At 49.0% G+C, this 16,248-nt stretch carries 16 protein-coding genes; 1 reads left to right on the forward strand and 15 read right to left on the reverse strand.

What is annotated here, in order from left to right; all coding sequences use genetic code 11:
* The first annotated feature begins 3 nt into the window (after positions 1-3).
* On the forward strand, positions 4-813 hold the full coding sequence (gene yidA, locus EKM89_RS05330; protein ID WP_125686404.1) for a sugar-phosphatase: 810 nt from the start codon (positions 4-6) through the stop codon (positions 811-813).
* Between the two features lie 252 nt (positions 814-1,065).
* Here yidA and EKM89_RS05335 read toward each other — a convergent pair whose 3' ends face one another.
* The 15 genes from EKM89_RS05335 to EKM89_RS05400 form a co-directional block, all read right to left on the reverse strand.
* Complete coding sequence (locus EKM89_RS05335; RefSeq protein WP_125686406.1) at positions 1,066-1,338, reverse strand: hypothetical protein; 273 nt, start codon at positions 1,336-1,338, stop codon at positions 1,066-1,068.
* A gap of 268 nt (positions 1,339-1,606) precedes the next feature.
* Positions 1,607-1,969: a DUF3899 domain-containing protein gene (locus EKM89_RS05340; RefSeq protein ID WP_125686408.1), complete on the reverse strand. Its 363-nt coding sequence runs from the start codon at positions 1,967-1,969 to the stop codon at positions 1,607-1,609.
* Positions 1,970-2,311: 342 nt separating this feature from the next.
* Positions 2,312-3,292: a ribose-phosphate diphosphokinase gene (locus tag EKM89_RS05345; RefSeq protein WP_125686410.1), complete on the reverse strand. Its 981-nt coding sequence runs from the start codon at positions 3,290-3,292 to the stop codon at positions 2,312-2,314.
* A gap of 83 nt (positions 3,293-3,375) precedes the next feature.
* Entirely contained in the window at positions 3,376-4,755 is a 1,380-nt protein-coding gene (gene glmU / locus EKM89_RS05350) for a bifunctional UDP-N-acetylglucosamine diphosphorylase/glucosamine-1-phosphate N-acetyltransferase GlmU (RefSeq protein WP_125686412.1), read from the reverse strand.
* A 20-nt stretch (positions 4,756-4,775) separates the two neighbouring features.
* A complete protein-coding gene (gene purR, locus EKM89_RS05355) occupies positions 4,776-5,606 on the reverse strand; it encodes a pur operon repressor (protein ID WP_125686414.1) in 831 nt (276 codons plus the stop codon).
* A 705-nt stretch (positions 5,607-6,311) separates the two neighbouring features.
* Complete coding sequence (locus EKM89_RS05360; protein WP_125686416.1) at positions 6,312-7,109, reverse strand: metal ABC transporter permease; 798 nt, start codon at positions 7,107-7,109, stop codon at positions 6,312-6,314.
* Positions 7,102-7,800 carry a metal ABC transporter ATP-binding protein gene (locus tag EKM89_RS05365; RefSeq protein WP_125686418.1) on the reverse strand — a complete coding sequence of 233 codons (699 nt, stop codon included), beginning with the start codon at positions 7,798-7,800 and terminating at the stop codon, positions 7,102-7,104. Before EKM89_RS05365 ends, EKM89_RS05360 begins: the two co-directional genes overlap by 8 nt.
* 2 nt (positions 7,801-7,802) lie before the next feature.
* A complete protein-coding gene (locus EKM89_RS05370) occupies positions 7,803-8,699 on the reverse strand; it encodes a metal ABC transporter solute-binding protein, Zn/Mn family (RefSeq protein WP_225421823.1) in 897 nt (298 codons plus the stop codon).
* Between the two features lie 185 nt (positions 8,700-8,884).
* Positions 8,885-9,826, reverse strand: coding sequence for an alpha/beta hydrolase (locus tag EKM89_RS05375; protein WP_382333493.1), 942 nt, complete (start codon positions 9,824-9,826; stop codon positions 8,885-8,887).
* A gap of 306 nt (positions 9,827-10,132) precedes the next feature.
* Positions 10,133-10,453, reverse strand: a complete 321-nt coding sequence (locus EKM89_RS05380; RefSeq protein ID WP_125686424.1) for a hypothetical protein — start codon at positions 10,451-10,453, stop codon at positions 10,133-10,135.
* 77 nt (positions 10,454-10,530) lie between these two features.
* Entirely contained in the window at positions 10,531-10,686 is a 156-nt protein-coding gene (locus EKM89_RS14045; RefSeq protein WP_164510513.1) for a hypothetical protein, read from the reverse strand.
* A 369-nt stretch (positions 10,687-11,055) separates the two neighbouring features.
* The gene (locus tag EKM89_RS05385) at positions 11,056-11,979 is read right to left on the reverse strand and encodes an ROK family protein (protein ID WP_225421824.1); all 924 of its coding nucleotides are present in this window, start codon (positions 11,977-11,979) and stop codon (positions 11,056-11,058) included.
* Positions 11,960-13,432, reverse strand: coding sequence for a 6-phospho-beta-glucosidase (locus EKM89_RS05390; protein ID WP_125686428.1), 1,473 nt, complete (start codon positions 13,430-13,432; stop codon positions 11,960-11,962). The genes EKM89_RS05385 and EKM89_RS05390 overlap by 20 nt, the downstream gene beginning before the upstream one ends.
* 166 nt (positions 13,433-13,598) lie before the next feature.
* The gene (locus EKM89_RS05395) at positions 13,599-14,756 is read right to left on the reverse strand and encodes an ROK family transcriptional regulator (RefSeq protein ID WP_125686430.1); all 1,158 of its coding nucleotides are present in this window, start codon (positions 14,754-14,756) and stop codon (positions 13,599-13,601) included.
* A gap of 22 nt (positions 14,757-14,778) precedes the next feature.
* Positions 14,779-16,194, reverse strand: coding sequence for an MFS transporter (locus EKM89_RS05400; protein ID WP_125686432.1), 1,416 nt, complete (start codon positions 16,192-16,194; stop codon positions 14,779-14,781).
* Between the last annotated feature and the right edge of the window lie 54 nt (positions 16,195-16,248).

The raw sequence follows: 16,248 nt of genomic DNA on the forward strand, positions 1-16,248 counted from the left end.
TTCATGACGATCAAATTGATTGCAATCGACATCGACGGCACGCTACTTAACGAAAAGAACGAACTCGCCCCAGCCACGGTTGCGGCCGTGAAAGCAGCTAGTGCCCAGGGGATCAAGGTCGTCCTGTGTACCGGTCGACCTTTGACTGGCGTACAGCCTTACTTGGATGCCATGGACATCGCTGGTGACGACCAATATGCCATCACGTTTAACGGCTCGGTCGCCCAGACGGTGGCCGGCAAGGTGCTGACCAACCACTCATTGACCTACGACGACTTCATTGACCTTGAAGCCCTATCCCGGAAGCTACAATCCCATTTTCAAATTGAAACACCGGATTACATCTACACGGCCAACAAGAACATCAGCGCCTACACAATTGCCGAAAGCTACCTGGTCCGAATGTTGATTCGATACCGCGAAGTTGGTGAAACCTCTCGCAACCTGACTATTTCTAAAGCGATGTTCGTCGATGATCCAGCAGTCATTACGCGTGTCAAAGACAACATGCCCGAAAGTTTCAAGAAACGCTTTAGCGTCGTTCAAAGTGCGCCGTACTTCATCGAGGTCATGAACAACCATGCCAGCAAGGGTGGCACCCTTGCCGAACTGGCTACACAACTCGGCATCACAGCCGATGAAGTCATGACATTAGGTGATCAAGGCAACGACTTGACTATGATTAAATATGCCGGTCTCGGGGTTGCCATGGGCAATGCCATCGATGAGGTCAAGGAAGCGGCCCAAGCCGTGACGCTGACCAACGCCGAAGACGGTGTGGCCGCAGCCATACGGAAGTACGCACTGAACTAAAGGCTTGTGAAAGAAAGACACGTCATGAAAGTTAAACTGGAATCGTTCCCGCACAACTAGAGGAATTCCTGACTGCCGGCGTGTCCCTATTTTCACTAACTCATTAGGAGCACTTCGTACTGTCACAAGCGTAACGTGATCATTTTAGCTTTCAACCTTTAATTTTGAACAGTAGCATCTAAAAAAGCGTCTTCTCTGAGTTAATTCGAGGAGACGTTTTTAGCTGGATAATTTTCAACTTACTGCTTTGAATCACGCCGCCGCTTCTTGTTGCAGTTTCTGAAATTGCTTATCGTAACACAACCCAAAATCGGCTGGAATTTTTAGAATCGGTTCTAGTTGTTGCGCAAACTGAGGCGTAATGGCTCTATTTCCTTGCAGCACAGCTTTCACATAGTCAACTGGCGCAAACGTCTCTTGCGCCAAATCTTCCGGTAATATCTCTAAATACCAGCGTGCATCGGCAATACTTTCTCCAGGCGCAACTGGGCGATTCAGTTTAAACTCTACTTGCTTATTTATCACGATAATCACTAATCTCCTTAACCGGTATTTTTACAACATTGGCTTTAATTAGGATTGAAATTGCATTCTGACATTTTTCGTTACATCAACTGCATAATAGCCTCTAAGATTTCCCACCAAAAGATGCCATTGTGATGGTGGGAAATTTGATATTTCACTTAAGTAACAGCAACTCTTCCCTCAATCGTTTTACAGTGCTTTCCGGTTAATCAGGTTAACAAAAAAGGACATTCTCCACTTTCTCAGCGGAAAACGTCCCCAAGTTATTCTAAAGTGTAAAGACGATTCCCAAAACCAGGTAACAAGTCCCAGAAATCAACCCAAATCGGGCCGGCGCGTTGACGACGATCGGTGCATTTTTAGCGGTCGCCACATGATGAACCTCGACCTTTTCTCCGGGCATGAGGTCTTCTTTATCCTTTCGACTTTGCCGCCGGAAAAGGTGCCGCCATCCCGTGAACAAGTGTCCTTTTAACAGAACACAGATGGCGCCAAATACGATGAGGGCGAGACCGACCAGAAATAAAATATTGCCGATCACCATTAACGGCTGTCCCAACAGTTTCATGACTAATGCCACCAACACTCCCGCCGCTACGGTTCCCGTCGCCCATCTCTGCCAACTATTCATGTAATCACTCCTAATACTTACTAAAGATTGAAAACTCTAAAACACCTAGTATGCTTGTTAACAGCTAGACTGAGACTAGGCAACGTCGGCCAACCATCGCCTTACCGGATTACGTCGTGGGACGACCTGCGCTTTCAGGCGAGCTGGAAGCCAGTCCTTGGGCTGGAGGCATTCCCCACAGCCGGCAGAATCCCTAGCAGCCAGAGTACGACCGTTTCAACTAGTTTAACGGTGACAACGCTTACTGTCGCAAGAGTAACATGAATATTTTAACTTTCAACCTTCAGATACTTACTAAAAAACTTGAGCCAACGCACAGCGCTGCTCAAGTTTTTGTCATCTTTATTGTTCATGACTCCGAAAACGGTTCTTGAACAATGGGCTGACCGGCCGGTTTTCATTGATCCGTTTGATAGCTTGACCAATCAGGGGACCAACCGAAATTTGTTCGATCTTATCGATTTGCTTATCGGCCGTTAATTGAATTGAATCCGTCACAACCAATTTCTTAATTGGCGAATTCTTGATTCGCTCAATTGCGGGACCAGACAGAACTGGATGGGTACAGCTCGCGTAAACTTCTTTAGCGCCAGCCTCCATCAATGCCTTGGACCCTAAAGTGATCGTCCCAGCGGTGTCAATCATATCATCGATCATGATGCAACGTTTACCTTTAACGTCCCCGATGATGTTCATGATTTCTGCGACGTTAGCCCGCGGACGCCGTTTGTCGATAATAGCAATCGGTGCCTTGAGAAATTCGGCCAATGCCCGTGCCCGTGTCACACCACCATGGTCAGGTGAAACGACGACAGCATCTTCTGCCAAACCGTTGCTTAAGAAATAGTCCGCCAGTAACGGTGCGCCCATCAAATGGTCGACCGGAACATCGAAGAATCCTTGAATCTGCGCAGCATGTAAGTCTAACGCTACGACCCGCGTTACACCGGCCGTTTGGAGCATATTTGCGACTAATTTAGCCGTAATGGGTTCCCGTGACCGGGCTTTACGATCTTGACGCGCGTAACCGTAGTACGGAATGACCACGTTAATGGTCGCCGCACTTGCGCGCCGTAAAGCATCGATCATGATCAGCAATTCCATCAAGTTATCGTTGACGGGTGCTGAAGTCGACTGAATCACATAAACGTGACTGCCCCGGACACTTTGTTCAATGTTGATCCGGATTTCACCGTCACTAAAACGATCCACCGAAGTCTTCCCTAATTCGACACCAACCTCGTCAGCAATCTTTTGCGCCAACGGTTTGTTGGAGTTTAACGCAAAAATCTTTAATTTAGGGTCAAAATATTGCGTAGCCATAATTTCCTCCAATAGCAACTAGTCTGCCTGAATTTACTACAACAATTTTATGCTATCGGGTCGGGAAACACAAGACCTTCAGCTTAATCTTCACCACGATATGGTAGTTTCTGATAGTAATTAGGCTTGTTGGTTTGCCGTTGCCGGGCAATTGCCATGTCATATTTGTTGACAGCGTCGGTAATTGTTGAGCCTGCCGCAATGAAACTGTGGTCGGCCACAGCCAATGGTGCAACCAGATTTGAGTTCGATCCAATAAAGGCATCATCGCCCACAACGGTCTCATGCTTATTCTTACCGTCGTAATTAACGAAGACGACACCACAGCCGACGTTGATGTTCTTGCCGAGCTTGGCGTTACCAACGTAGGTCAGATGACCGACCTTCGTGCCTTCACCAATCGTAGCTTTCTTTACTTCGACAAAGTTACCAAGGTGTACCTTAGGCCCAATGTGTGATTCTGGACGCAAATGACTGTTTGGTCCAATGTTGCTCCCGGTCGCCATGTCGGAATCTTCCAACAGAGAAGACGTCACGGTCACGTGGTCGGCCAACTTAGCGTTCCGTAATTCGGAGTGCGCCCCAATGTAACAATCTTCGCCAATCACCGTGTCGCCCTTCAGTAAAACGCCAGGCTCGATAATCGTGTCTGCACCGATCTTGACGCCGGCATCAATGTAAGTTGTTTCAGGATCAATCAACGTGACCCCGTCTTGCATATGCTGCCGGTTGATCCGGTCACGCATGATCTTGGTAGCAGCGGCCAAAGCTACCCGGTCGTTAACTCCCATGGATTCATCGAAATTGGCCATTTGGTATGCCGCAACGATGTCTCCTTGGTGCTTCAAAATTTCAATGACGTCGGTCAGGTAATATTCACCTTGGGCATTATCGTTGGACGTTTCATGAAGCGCCTTAAATAACTTCTGGTTGTCAAAAACGTAAACACCGGTATTGATTTCGTGAATTTCTTGTTCTTCGGAGCTGGCATCCTTTTGTTCAACGATTTTTTCAACGATGCCAATATTGTTACGAACAATGCGGCCATAACCGGTTGGGTCCGGCGCAATCGAGGTTAAGATGGTTGCTGCGGCATGTTTCGCTTCGTGGTAGGCAAAGAGGTCTTCGAACGTTTCAGCACGGAACAACGGTGTGTCCCCACTAACGATTAAAGTTGTTCCTTCTTCATTCTTTAAGATGGGCTCCGTTTGTAACACGGCATGCCCCGTCCCAAGCTGCTTGGCTTGCAGGGCGTATTGCGTCCGGTCACCAAGGGTGGTCTTGACGTCATCAGCACCGTAGCCAACGACCGTCACAATTTTATCCATGTTGGTTTGTTCAACCTGCGTCAACACATGATCAACCATGGCCTTGCCACAAACCTGATGCAACACTTTATACAATTTTGACTTCATCCGGGTGCCCTTGCCGGCTGCGAGGATAATGGTATTTCTAGTCGTCATTTCTAAATATACTCCTAGCTTTATTTAGTTTCGTCGCCAAAAATCTGTGTGAGATAGTTCCCTGGTGTCACGCGAATCTGTTCGTCTGCCGTCTGAATCTTCAAGAGCGACGTATACTTGCTAACGGTCCGTTGTCCAGCAAAGTCGCCTTCAGCAAATACCGCCACGCCAGCCAATTGTGAATCAAACTCGTCGACTAATGAGCGCAGACCACCAACGGTTCCGCCACCCTTCATATAATCATCGACGATCAACACCCGTGAATTTGGCTTCACACTGCGCTTGGACAGGGCCATACGTTCGATACGCTTGGTCGAACCAGAAACGTAGTTCACACTCACGGTCGACCCTTCGGTGATTTGCGAATCGTGCCGGACAATCACAAACGGCACATTTAGATAGTTAGCTACGCTTTGTGCTAATGGAATTCCCTTGGTTGCCACGGTCACGACCACGTCGACGTTTTGGTTCAGATACTGGGTCGCCAGAATTCGTCCGATTTGCCGTAAAGCGGCTGGTCGGCCAAGAATATCTGACATGTACACGTAGCCCCCTGGGAGGTAACGGTCGGCTTCAGATAATTCTGAAATCATTTCATCAACGAATTGTTCGGCTTCTTCACGTAGGATATACGGAATGAACCGCGCACCACCAGCAGCACCAGGAACCGTCTCCAGAAGACCGGTTCCCCGGGCTTGGAAAGTTCGCTTCAAGATGGTCAGGTCTTCACTGATGGAAGACTTAGCCGACTCGTACCGAGCTGCAAAAAAGGTCAATGATACCAATTGATGCGGCCGTTCCAATAAATACCGGGTCATGTCCACTAACCGGTCACTTCTTCTGACTTTCAACTTCTTCACCTCAACTATTTCTTTAGAGTTAATTGTAAAGCTAATTTTAGCATAAATGTTCGGGTTTTTCGCGATATTTTCGTGAGAAATGGAAAAACTTACGGCAGATGATTTTCTGTAAGCGGATGAAACCCGTTCACACCGGCTATCACCTGGGCTTATTACAAATTTTGAATTATGGGGGAGATTGCGCGTTTAAGAACACCACCTGCGGCTAGGAAAGTCTGGCGCCTTGGCCAACGGTGCTCCAGACACAGTCAACTAGTGCTCCCCAGCACATTCGGCCGCTACAGTTCAATCCAACCTTACTCCGGTCTGTCACGTGAATTCAAGCAATGACCATCGATAATCACAATTTAGCCGTTGATGGCCACAGCGCTTTCAATTTTCCCAACAACCCGCGTAAACGCGAATTCCGAACGGTCGTGATCGTAGCCATAGAAAAATGAGACTGGGAAATAACACAAAAGTTGCTCCTTTCAGAATCTAACGATTCTGAAAGGAGCAACTTTTATTTATGCCACTATAGTGCCAGAACGTGCGCGCCATAAAGCAGTTTGTGACGCTCAACCCGATAGCAAGCGGAATCTCTGGCAGCCGGAATACGGTTGTTTCACCCAGCTTAGCGGTGACAACCCTCACTGTCGCAAGAATAACAGGAACACTTTAACTATCACCGTTGTAACAACGATTATACTGCCAAAATTACTCAGCCGTTTGGAGTTTCTGCCAGCCAAGGGCGATGAAGTAGAAGACGGCTTCGATTGCCGCAATAAAGAAGGACACTGGGTAGTTCGTCACATAGCTCAGCGTCAAACCACTCCAGACACCGACCAGTGCCAGCACGATGGCCAAGACCATCATGCCACCGACCGTGTGGGCAAAATACTTTGCAGTCGCCGCGGGCAATGTGAGCAGGATAAATATCAGTAACGATCCCACGATTTGCGCCGCAACACTCACGCTCAGTGCCAGTAAGACCAAGAAGGTTACGGATAGCGCGTTAGTCCACAGTCCCTTGACCCGTGCTCCGGTGTGGTCGAACGAATCGAATTTCAAGAAACGATAGATGACGAACACGACCAGCAACACCAATAAGGACAACCACAACATCTGCTGAACATCGCCAGCACTGATGCCGATGACACTCCCAAATAAAATGCTAGTGGCGTAACTCGCATTTTTATTGGCTAACGATAAGAACAGAATCCCCATCCCAATAAAGAGTGCTGAGATGGCACTGGTTGCCGCTTCCCGGCGTTCACTGCGGGCACTCAATTGGCCCACGATAACCGAACTAACGACCGTAAACAGGAGCATCCCGTTCAACGGTGCCCACCCGGCAAAGACCCCAAAGGCCGCACCAGAGAACCCAATTTCAGATAACGTATGCGTCAAGAAGGACATGTTTCTGGCAATCACGAAGACGCCCATGATACCACAGATGATGGCAATGATGGTCCCAGCCGCGAAGGCGTTGCGCATAAATTCATAACTAAACATTTTCGCCCTCCCAAACCTTTTCCTGCGTAAGGCCACCGATTGGCCCTTGTTCTGCGCCATTTGGCGTCAACATCAAGTACTGCGAACTGTATTTACGCGCCATCGGAATGTCATGCGTGACAAACAGCACGGTCAAATGCAGCGACTTGTTCAACTCAATGACCAGGTCTAAGAGTTCCGTTTTAGTCACGGGGTCTAAACTAGCTGTCGATTCGTCTAGAATCAACAGGTTCGGTGCCTCCACCAACGCCTGAGCGAGGTAGGCCTTCTGCTTTTCCCCACCAGATGCTTGTCCAATCGGTCGATTCGCGATGGCTTCTAATCCTGTGCGCGTCAAAATCGTCTGGACTTTTTCCCGTTCTTTACGTGATAACCACGGCCACTTCCAGCCGGTCAAGTTTAGCCCGACAAAATCACGCATGGTTAAGGGGTAATCCGCGTCGATATTTCGAAATTGTGGGACGTAGCCAATTTTGACTTCGTTGGCATTGGGCAAGTAAGCGACCTGCCCGTGCGTGGGCCGCAACTGATGCAATACGGTCCGCATCAACGTCGTCTTGCCCACCCCGTTTTTACCGACGATACTCCAGAATTCGCCTTGCCGAATCGTCAGATTGAGGTCGCTAAAGACTGGATGATTCGGGAAAGTGACCCCGAGATGTTCCAATTTTAAAATGGGTGCTGCCGTCATAGTTACTTCTCCTTTTGCTGGATCCGTTGGACTTGCTGATACTGTTTCAACATCCACGTCCGGTAGTCTTGGTTGGCGGGCATGGTCTCGGTCACCTTGACGACGGGAATGCCGTACTTTTTGGCCAAATGGACCATATTCGTCACGTTTTTACTGGTATTCTGCGTATTCTCCACAAAGAATGCGACGCGGTGATGCTTCAGTTGCGACTGTAATTGGGTAATGTCAGCTGGTGTCGGGTCGCTATCTTCCTCAATGGACTGGGCAAAGTGCCCGTCACTGATACGGTAGCCCATCGCAGTCAGGGCAAAATCAAAGACCGGCTCACTGACCGCCACCCGTTGTCCACGCCCATTTTTCGCGAGTTGCTTGGCTAAGCGTGGCAAGACCGTCAGCTGGCGTTCATAGGCCGCTCCCCGTCGACGAAAGGCCTTGGCATGGGGGGGATCAATTTTACTAAACTGGGTCACCAAGTGGCGGGTGACTTTAATCATCACATTAGGATCTGACCACAAATGAGGATTGTCCCCAGTCTGCTTGCCCATCAGCTTGCCAATGTTGAGCGTCTTGGTGCCGGAGTCCTGATTGGCCTGAACGACGCGGTCCATCCAGCTATCATAGCCGAGACCATTTTCAATCACCACATCGGCTGTGGCAACCTGTTTAGCTGTCTTGACGTCTGGCTCGTAGCTCTCGGCGTCGATACTGGGACTGTTAATGACCGTAGTCACCTTGCCCTGCTGCCCTAAAATAGCCCGGGCCGCCTCGCCGTAAAAGTCTAGTGTGGCGACCACATTAATCTTTCCCGACCGTTTCGGCGTCGTTGTCTGACACCCAGCCAGTATTAAAATTGCCGCCAAACTCATGATTAGCGTTAAAACCCGTGACCACTTCCGCATGTTCATCCACCTTTTATGTAAATGATAATGATTACCATTTAGTATTCTACCAGAAACTGAAAGCTTGTCAATAAGTCTCAAAATTGACCAGACGAAAAAAGGGAGAGTCCCGCATGGGGCCCTTACCTTTTAGGCAAATCTTTCAATTCAATTAAGTTCAAAGTTAGTTATCTGCCAGCAATAACTTAGCCCACCACGTACGGCTGCAAGAAATCCGCGACCATTTGATCGTAACGTTCGGGATCTAGCTTGCGGGTCTCAATGTGTCCCGCAACCGGATCACGATACTTCTGTTTTGGACCAGCCGCTGCCTGGTAGAGAATGTTGAGATTCGTGACCGGCACCGTTTCATCATTAGCGCCTTGAATCAACAGTAATGGCAATCGTGTCTTCCGCAATTGGCCGGCGATATCACCATCTGCCAACCGGTAACCAGCCAAACGTGAATATTGATCGGCAATCGGAAGCGTTGGCGTTGTTGGCACATGGTACTTGTGGTGCAAGCGGAACCGGGCCTCAGCCATGACGGAAGCGTACCCGGAGTCGGCCACCACCGCCTTCACGTTGCTGGGAAGTTCTTCCCCAGCAGTCGCCATAACGGTGGCGGCCCCCATGGAAATTCCCAACAGAACAATCTGACTATCTTCGCCACACTTATTGAGAATCTCTTGAATCCACCCTTGATAATCAATGCGATCCGGCCAGCCATAGCCAATGGTACATCCTTCGCTTTCACCATGTGCCCGCGCATCCGGCATTAACACATCGTAACCCCAATCATGAAAGGTCCGGGCCCAGGGAATCATTTGCTCGCGAGCGTGGCCTAACCCGTGCGCCAAAATGACGACCTTCGTCGTTGGGTGGTCAGCGGCAATGAAGCTTGACCGTAAGACCAGACCATCTAAACTTGTTTGCGTCCACTCAACCGGATGCTGACGTAGATACCACGCATTATCCGCCGGTGCATTTTCCGCAATTGCCCGCAGTTTGGACTTTCGACGTCCCCGTGAGAAGGACTTCGTGATTGCCTGATATACAACCGCTGAACCACCTAAAACGCCAACTGCACTAGCCGTGGTCGCAACCACCGCACCAGTGACCCACTTTTGCCAAGTCTTCAACTGCACGACCCCATTTCGTTTTTTGTTTGTTACCTTAACTGTACCCAAAATTCGTGAGGAGTGCCACTATTTACGTCAGTTTTGACGCGTCATTTAACTGCTTACTGAAGGATGAAGGGTCTAAAACGCCCATCATGACTGTTGTCACAACAATACTGAGACTAAAATTGGGCAACTTAGGCCAGTCATCGTCTTACCGGCCGGCAGCTATGGGCTAGAAACGGTCCGAACGCAACTTGAAAGCCTAAGTATCGTTCAGATTTTTCAATAACCGCAACTCACTTTCAGGAAGTGGCGGTCACAATTAGTCGCTTAAATCCACATAACAATAACTAAAATCGTCGCCAATACTAGGCGGCTAATGTGGTGGGACCAGTGAAAGCTCTTTAGCGCCTTACCATGAAGCATAGCTGCGACGACTATCACTAGGATCAAGCCTGTTCCTACCCACACGAAAGCTGGCCGTAAGAATAGCACAACGACCCAAGCCACTAGCATGCTGAGGACGTTGGCCATCCCCGTTGCCTGTACGAGAACATTTGATTGGCGATAACTCTGCCAATTGACTAGTGTTACCACACCCATTACTGAAAGGTAGGTTAGAATCAAGCCTTCTCCAATTAGTCGAACCATGGCGATCATCCCATTCCTGATGAATTACTCCCATCATAGGATAGCCCACCAAGACCTAGCAACTTATAATTGCCAGTTCACTCTGTGTCCGTCCGAACGTCTTGCTCAGTTGATTCTGATGAGCATTTGTCCCGTAGCTTTGACATTTGACCATGCAGCAGTTGAAATAACGCCAACTGGGTTCGCTTCGTTTTCAATGTCGTGTTTAACTCCGCTGCTAGTCCTGTATCCAAGCGTCGTTGCTCCCTTGCCACACGTCTCACCTCTGGTAACAGAATGCCGGACTTGGTCACGAAAGACAATAAAAGCACCTTATAAATTTCGTTATTGAATTGTGCTTAAACTTTAGCAACCATTTGGGATTTAGTGATTGGAATTGACCTGCACAATCAGAGCCGGAGTGCGACCAGAACCACTAATTTAGCGGTGCCAATTCCTACGATTGCAAGAGAAAGGTAAGCATTTTGACTTTCAGCCTCTTTAGTTTCGTTATGCAAATATCATTGTGAACAAGGGCCGTCATTCAGTTACTATAGTAACAAAAAGAACCTCATCGGCTTCAAATTCAAGCCAACAAAGTTCTCAAAATACGTCTATCTTAACTACCGTGCCTCCAGCCGCACAGCACCTTCCGCCGGTTCATCCCCGTTTTCCACGTAGAATTGCCGGACCGCGCCAATCAGATTAGCGTCGTTCAGAAAACGGCAGGCCCGCACATCGGCCGTCAAGGCGGCCTTGTGTTCATGCATGAGGTGTTGAATCCGTTGCTGCAGGTCGGCTACAAATCCCGGTCGGGCCGAGATGCCGCCACCAATCAACAAGCGTTGTGGGTTCAGGCTGACGTACAGATTAAATGCGCCCATGCTCAGCCAATTCAGCATTTCACCCACACACTGTTGGGCAATACTATCGCCGTTATTGGCGAGGTCAAAAACATCCTGTGCTGTAAATGCCATGGGCAATTCCTTCAGTCGTTGGTACCGTGCCGCCATTTTGACTGGGCTCGCTAGCTGACTGAACGTTTCGCCAGCCGGATTCATCACCATATAGCCAAATTCCCCGGTAAAGTTATCCTGGCCAGCCATCAGCTGCCCGTTGATGGTCACGGCGCCGCCAATACCCGTCCCGATAATCATGTAAATGGCATCGGCAACATCCTTGGCGTTACCCCGCCAGGCCTCGGCCAATGCCGCACAGTTGGCATCATTTTGAATGCTAACGGGAACGCCGAGAGCCGTGCGCAGCGTGGCCTTGATGGGAAAACCATTCAGGTAGTCCACGGCACTGGTCCCGGAAATTTTCCCCACAATCGTGTCGACGCCACCCGGCAGACTGACAGCAACGCCGGCAAATGGTAAGGCAAGCTCACGTTTGACCGCAATCAGCTTATCTAATAGCTCCGGCCAGGTCTTAGGCGTGTTGAAGCGGTTCTTGCGCGTTAAGTTTTCCGCCGCCCAAACGCCATATTTTACAGTGGTCCCGCCAATATCAATGGCCAGGATTGGTTCAGGCTTTTGTGTCATCATGCTCACCATCCAATGAAAGGTCCGCTCCGTTGGTGGCAATCACCCGCTGGTACCAGTAGAAGGAATCCTTCCGGTAACGGGCTAAACTACCGCTGCCATCGTCATTGCGGTCAACATAAATAAAGCCATAGCGCTTCGACAGCTGACCCGTGCTAGCGGATACAATGTCGATGGCACTCCAGGGCGTGTAACCCATGACCGGCACACCGTCTTCCACCATGGCCAATTTCATTTGGACAATGTGGTCCCGCAGATAGTCGATCCGGTATTGGTCGTGAACTTCGTGATTGGCGGTCAGTTTATCGATGGCCCCAATCCCATTTTCCACGATAAATAACGGTAAGTGGTACCGATCGTTCATCCAGTTCAGCCCGTAACGCAGGCCTTCTGGGTCAACTTGCCAGCCCCAATCGGATTGTGGCACGTATTTGTTCGTGACCAAGTCACGGCTCTCATTGTAGGAGAACTGCTTGTCTTCATGGTCACTCGCCTGTGTTGCAAAGGACATGTAGTAGCTAAACCCAAGGTAGTCGACGGTCCCGCGCTTCAGATTAGCCAGATCGGCCTTGGTGATGTCTAAGTCGTAACCCTTGGCGTCGAAGTACTGCGTCAGCCAGGTCGGATATTCCCCTTCACATTGAACGTCAGAGAACCAGAACCGCGCTTGCATGGCCCGTTGTGCCTTCAACACATCACTCGGCTTGTCCGTCGCTGGATAAACAGGTGAGAAGGCCACCATGGCCCCCACTTGGAAATCCGGATTGATCTGGTGGGCAATTTGCACCGCCAACGAACTGGCAACGACTTCGTAGTGACTGGCCTGATACATGACCTCTTCGGCATTTTCACCGGGCTTCACTTGAATCCCCGAGTTGGTAAATAAAGTGAAGGCGCGGTCATAGTTACTCTGATTATTAATTTCGTTAAACGTTAACCAATACTTGACCTTGTCTTGGTAGCGCTCGAACACCGCCTTGGCAAAGCGCGTGAAGAAGGTAATCGTCTTGCGACTCCGGAAGCCACCATATTTTGTGACCAAGTGATAAGGCATTTCAAAATGAGACAGCGTAACAACGGGTTCGATATTGTACTTCAGACATTCATCGAAGAGGCGGTCGTAAAACTTCAGCCCCGCTTCGTTCGGTTCAATCTCATCGCCCTGAGGAAAAATACGTGACCAGGCAATCGATGTCCGAAAACTCTTAAAGCCCATTTCAGCAAAGAGCTTCACGTCTTCTGGATACTGGTGATAGAAATCAACGGCCTCATGGTTCGGGTAGAATTCGCCCGCTTGCACACCATCCGTAATTTTCCGTTCGTCGTGGTTCCCAGCAGCGGTCATGACATCGGCAACACTGAGGCCCTTGCCACCAACGTTATATGCCCCCTCAACTTGGTGTGCAGCAACTGCACCGCCCCATAAAAAGTCCTTCGGTAATCCATGTTTAGTCAATTCAATTTCCTCCTAAAAATAATTCGATTATGTGGTTCGCCTACTATGAAGACACGCTTGGCGTCTGAAACTCACCGGCGGCCCAACGAAGACCATTTCCTGATAAAAATACGATACCGGCCGACCCAATTGCGAGCCATCCTGTATCGTATTTTCGTGAAGTCTGTTAGTGATGAAAAATCAGTCGCGTTCCGTTCATGTTAAGCACCCGGTGAATGGCGAGTGAAGCGCCGCCTAAAAGCGTTGCATACTTCACATCCTTCGACATGACCAGGGGTGGCACCAACGACATGAACCCCAATTTCATCTGAATATTCTTTAAAATTTCAGGCAACCGGTCAATGAGTGGTGAATTGAAGAACACCATCTGCGGATCATACGCCGCAATCAAGTTACTTGTGACCAAAGCCAGGTAGTAACAGAAATCCTCGAGTAATCCCATAATCGCCTCGTCCTCGACTTGGTAGTCGTTGACCAATTGATTAAGGTCATAGTTCTTAGCCTTCTTCAGCACCCGCGCCTTCTCTAGCAAAGCGGTCTGTGACCACTCCGCGTCGAAACTGGCGAGCTTCGAGAGCGGCCGACGATGATCACGCGACTCTTGAATAATGGTCTGCCCGATTTCCCCGGCTTGACCGTAATTACCCGTATAGAGCTGCGTGTTGAGGATAATCCCCGCACCGACGCCCTCATGAATGCTGACGGACACAATGTGCTCAAGTTCCTGCTTACTAAAGTCCTGTTCAAACACCGCCGACAGGTTCGCTTCATTTTCCATCACAATGGGCACCTGGTACCGATCGTGGAAATAGCCGACAATATCAAAGTCCGCATAATCCACAAACGGTGACGTAATGACCTTGTTATGGTAAACGACCCCGAAGATGGCAATGGAAATTGCCTGCAACCCGTTGACCACCTCGAAATGGGGTAGTTGATTGATCAGACCTTCCATCTTAGTCACAACATCTTCAACCGACTGATTATCAATGGGACTCGTACTATACGCCAATGCTCGGCCATCCATTTGGGTGACAAGTAACTCCACGACGTCGCCAGAAATACTGAAGTTGATCACGTAGCCGTAAGTTGCATTGAATGCCGCTAACTCCGGCCGTCGACCACCAGTACTGGTCCCCCGAGCTTCACCAAGGCTGGTCACTAATTTCCGTTCGATGAAAGATCCAATAATATCGGAGACCGTCACCTTATTTAGTCCCAAAAGTTTTGAGACCGCGTTCCTGGAAATCGGACCATGATTGACGATGGCTTGAAGAACCGAACGTTCGTTGTGAATGCGCATAACGTCCTTATTAATAATCATCTGAGTCACTCACTTTTTCCGATTAGTCTTCTTTAGATTCGTCGTCGTCTTCGGCGTTTTCACGTGCATGCTTTTCAGCCAAGTCGCCTTGCATCTGCTTTTCGATGCCGTCAACGTGGTAGAACATCAGCGCGATACCTGAAAGCGCGAAGCCCAACAGTGGAACCCAAATGTAGTTCAATTCGATACCGTGTAAGGCACCTGCGGATTGTGTATGGTTGGCAACGTAACCAGTACCAGTCAAAATCCAACCGGTGATCACACCACCAATACCCATCCCTAACTTCGCACTGAAACTAGAGAAGGAGGTAACGATCCCTTCGGCACGGACACCGTTCTTCCATTCACCGTAATCAACGGCGTCAGCAAGCATAACGGCAATCAAGCCAGAAACGAACCCAGTCCCCATGTAACCAACAACGGTGGCAAAGATAATCATAGGAACACTAAGACTGTTAGCACCGAAGCTCAAGAGTAATTGACCCACAACGGCCAAGATCATCCCACCGAGCATGGTGTTCCGCTTACCCAACCACTTAGAGGTAGCTGGCGTTAAGACAACGGCAATCAGAGAAACAAATTGTAAACTCAGGATCAATGAAGCTAACGTTGCATCGTGCATGTTGTACTTGAAGAAGTAAACAGTAACTTGCGAACGCGTTTGCATCCCCATCCAGTAAATGAAGTTAATGAAGATGATGATGGCCCATGGCCAGTTACGTTTCAAAGCTTTCAAGGATTCCTTAATTGGAATAGATTGACGAGAGCTCTTCGTTTGTACCCGTTCGTTCGTGTACTTGAACACGAAGTAGAAGATAACAATAACGATTACAGCAACAATCAAGGCCCAGATGAACCAGCCACGTGCGCTAGTCGTTGAACCGTGACCGAAGAAGGCAACCATGGTCAGCGTGATACCAGTAATAATAGTGGCACCGGCAGTTCCCATGAATTGACGAATGGTCGACAACGTAACCCGTTCTTGTGGGTTACTAGTCAATGATGGCAAAATAGAAGTAATTGGAATGTTAACGGCTGAATACAGCACATCAACACCAATATAAGTAATGTAAGCCCAAACTAACTTACCCGTTAAACTCATGCTTGGCGTGGTGAAGACCAGAACACAGAACACCGCGAATGGAATTGAGAACCATAACCAGTATGGCCGACTCTTCCCCCACTTAGTATGCGTATGGTCAATCATGATACCCCAGAATGGACCATCAAAGGCATCCACAACCCGGGCAGCCAGGAACAGAGTCCCAACAGCAGCAGCACTGAGACCAAAAGTATCAGTGTAGAAAATCATTAAGTACGTCCCAACCATTTGGAAGGACAAGTTGCAAGCGAAATCACTAAAACTATAAGCGATTCGTTCATTCCAAGGAACCATGTTTTTCGTGGTAACCTCGGCTTTGGCAGCGTTTTCACTCATATGAAGCACCTCTTAGAAGTAAGTGTATGACGGTGATAAAAAATTCAATTTCCA

It is taken from the genome of Levilactobacillus fujinensis, assembly GCF_003946335.1.
GTDB lineage: Bacteria > Bacillota > Bacilli > Lactobacillales > Lactobacillaceae > Levilactobacillus > Levilactobacillus fujinensis.

Coding starts and splice junctions, on each gene's coding strand:
- yidA (WP_125686404.1), top strand. CDS start 4: ATGACGATCAAATTGATTGCAATCGACATCGACGGCACGCTACTTAAC.
- EKM89_RS05340 (WP_125686408.1), bottom strand. CDS start 1,969: ATGAATAGTTGGCAGAGATGGGCGACGGGAACCGTAGCGGCGGGAGTG.
- EKM89_RS05345 (WP_125686410.1), bottom strand. CDS start 3,292: ATGGCTACGCAATATTTTGACCCTAAATTAAAGATTTTTGCGTTAAAC.
- glmU (WP_125686412.1), bottom strand. CDS start 4,755: ATGACGACTAGAAATACCATTATCCTCGCAGCCGGCAAGGGCACCCGG.
- EKM89_RS05360 (WP_125686416.1), bottom strand. CDS start 7,109: ATGTTTAGTTATGAATTTATGCGCAACGCCTTCGCGGCTGGGACCATC.
- EKM89_RS05365 (WP_125686418.1), bottom strand. CDS start 7,800: ATGACGGCAGCACCCATTTTAAAATTGGAACATCTCGGGGTCACTTTC.
- EKM89_RS05370 (WP_225421823.1), bottom strand. CDS start 8,699: ATGCGGAAGTGGTCACGGGTTTTAACGCTAATCATGAGTTTGGCGGCA.
- EKM89_RS05380 (WP_125686424.1), bottom strand. CDS start 10,453: ATGGTTCGACTAATTGGAGAAGGCTTGATTCTAACCTACCTTTCAGTA.
- EKM89_RS05385 (WP_225421824.1), bottom strand. CDS start 11,979: ATGATGACACAAAAGCCTGAACCAATCCTGGCCATTGATATTGGCGGG.
- EKM89_RS05395 (WP_125686430.1), bottom strand. CDS start 14,756: ATGATTATTAATAAGGACGTTATGCGCATTCACAACGAACGTTCGGTT.
- EKM89_RS05400 (WP_125686432.1), bottom strand. CDS start 16,194: ATGAGTGAAAACGCTGCCAAAGCCGAGGTTACCACGAAAAACATGGTT.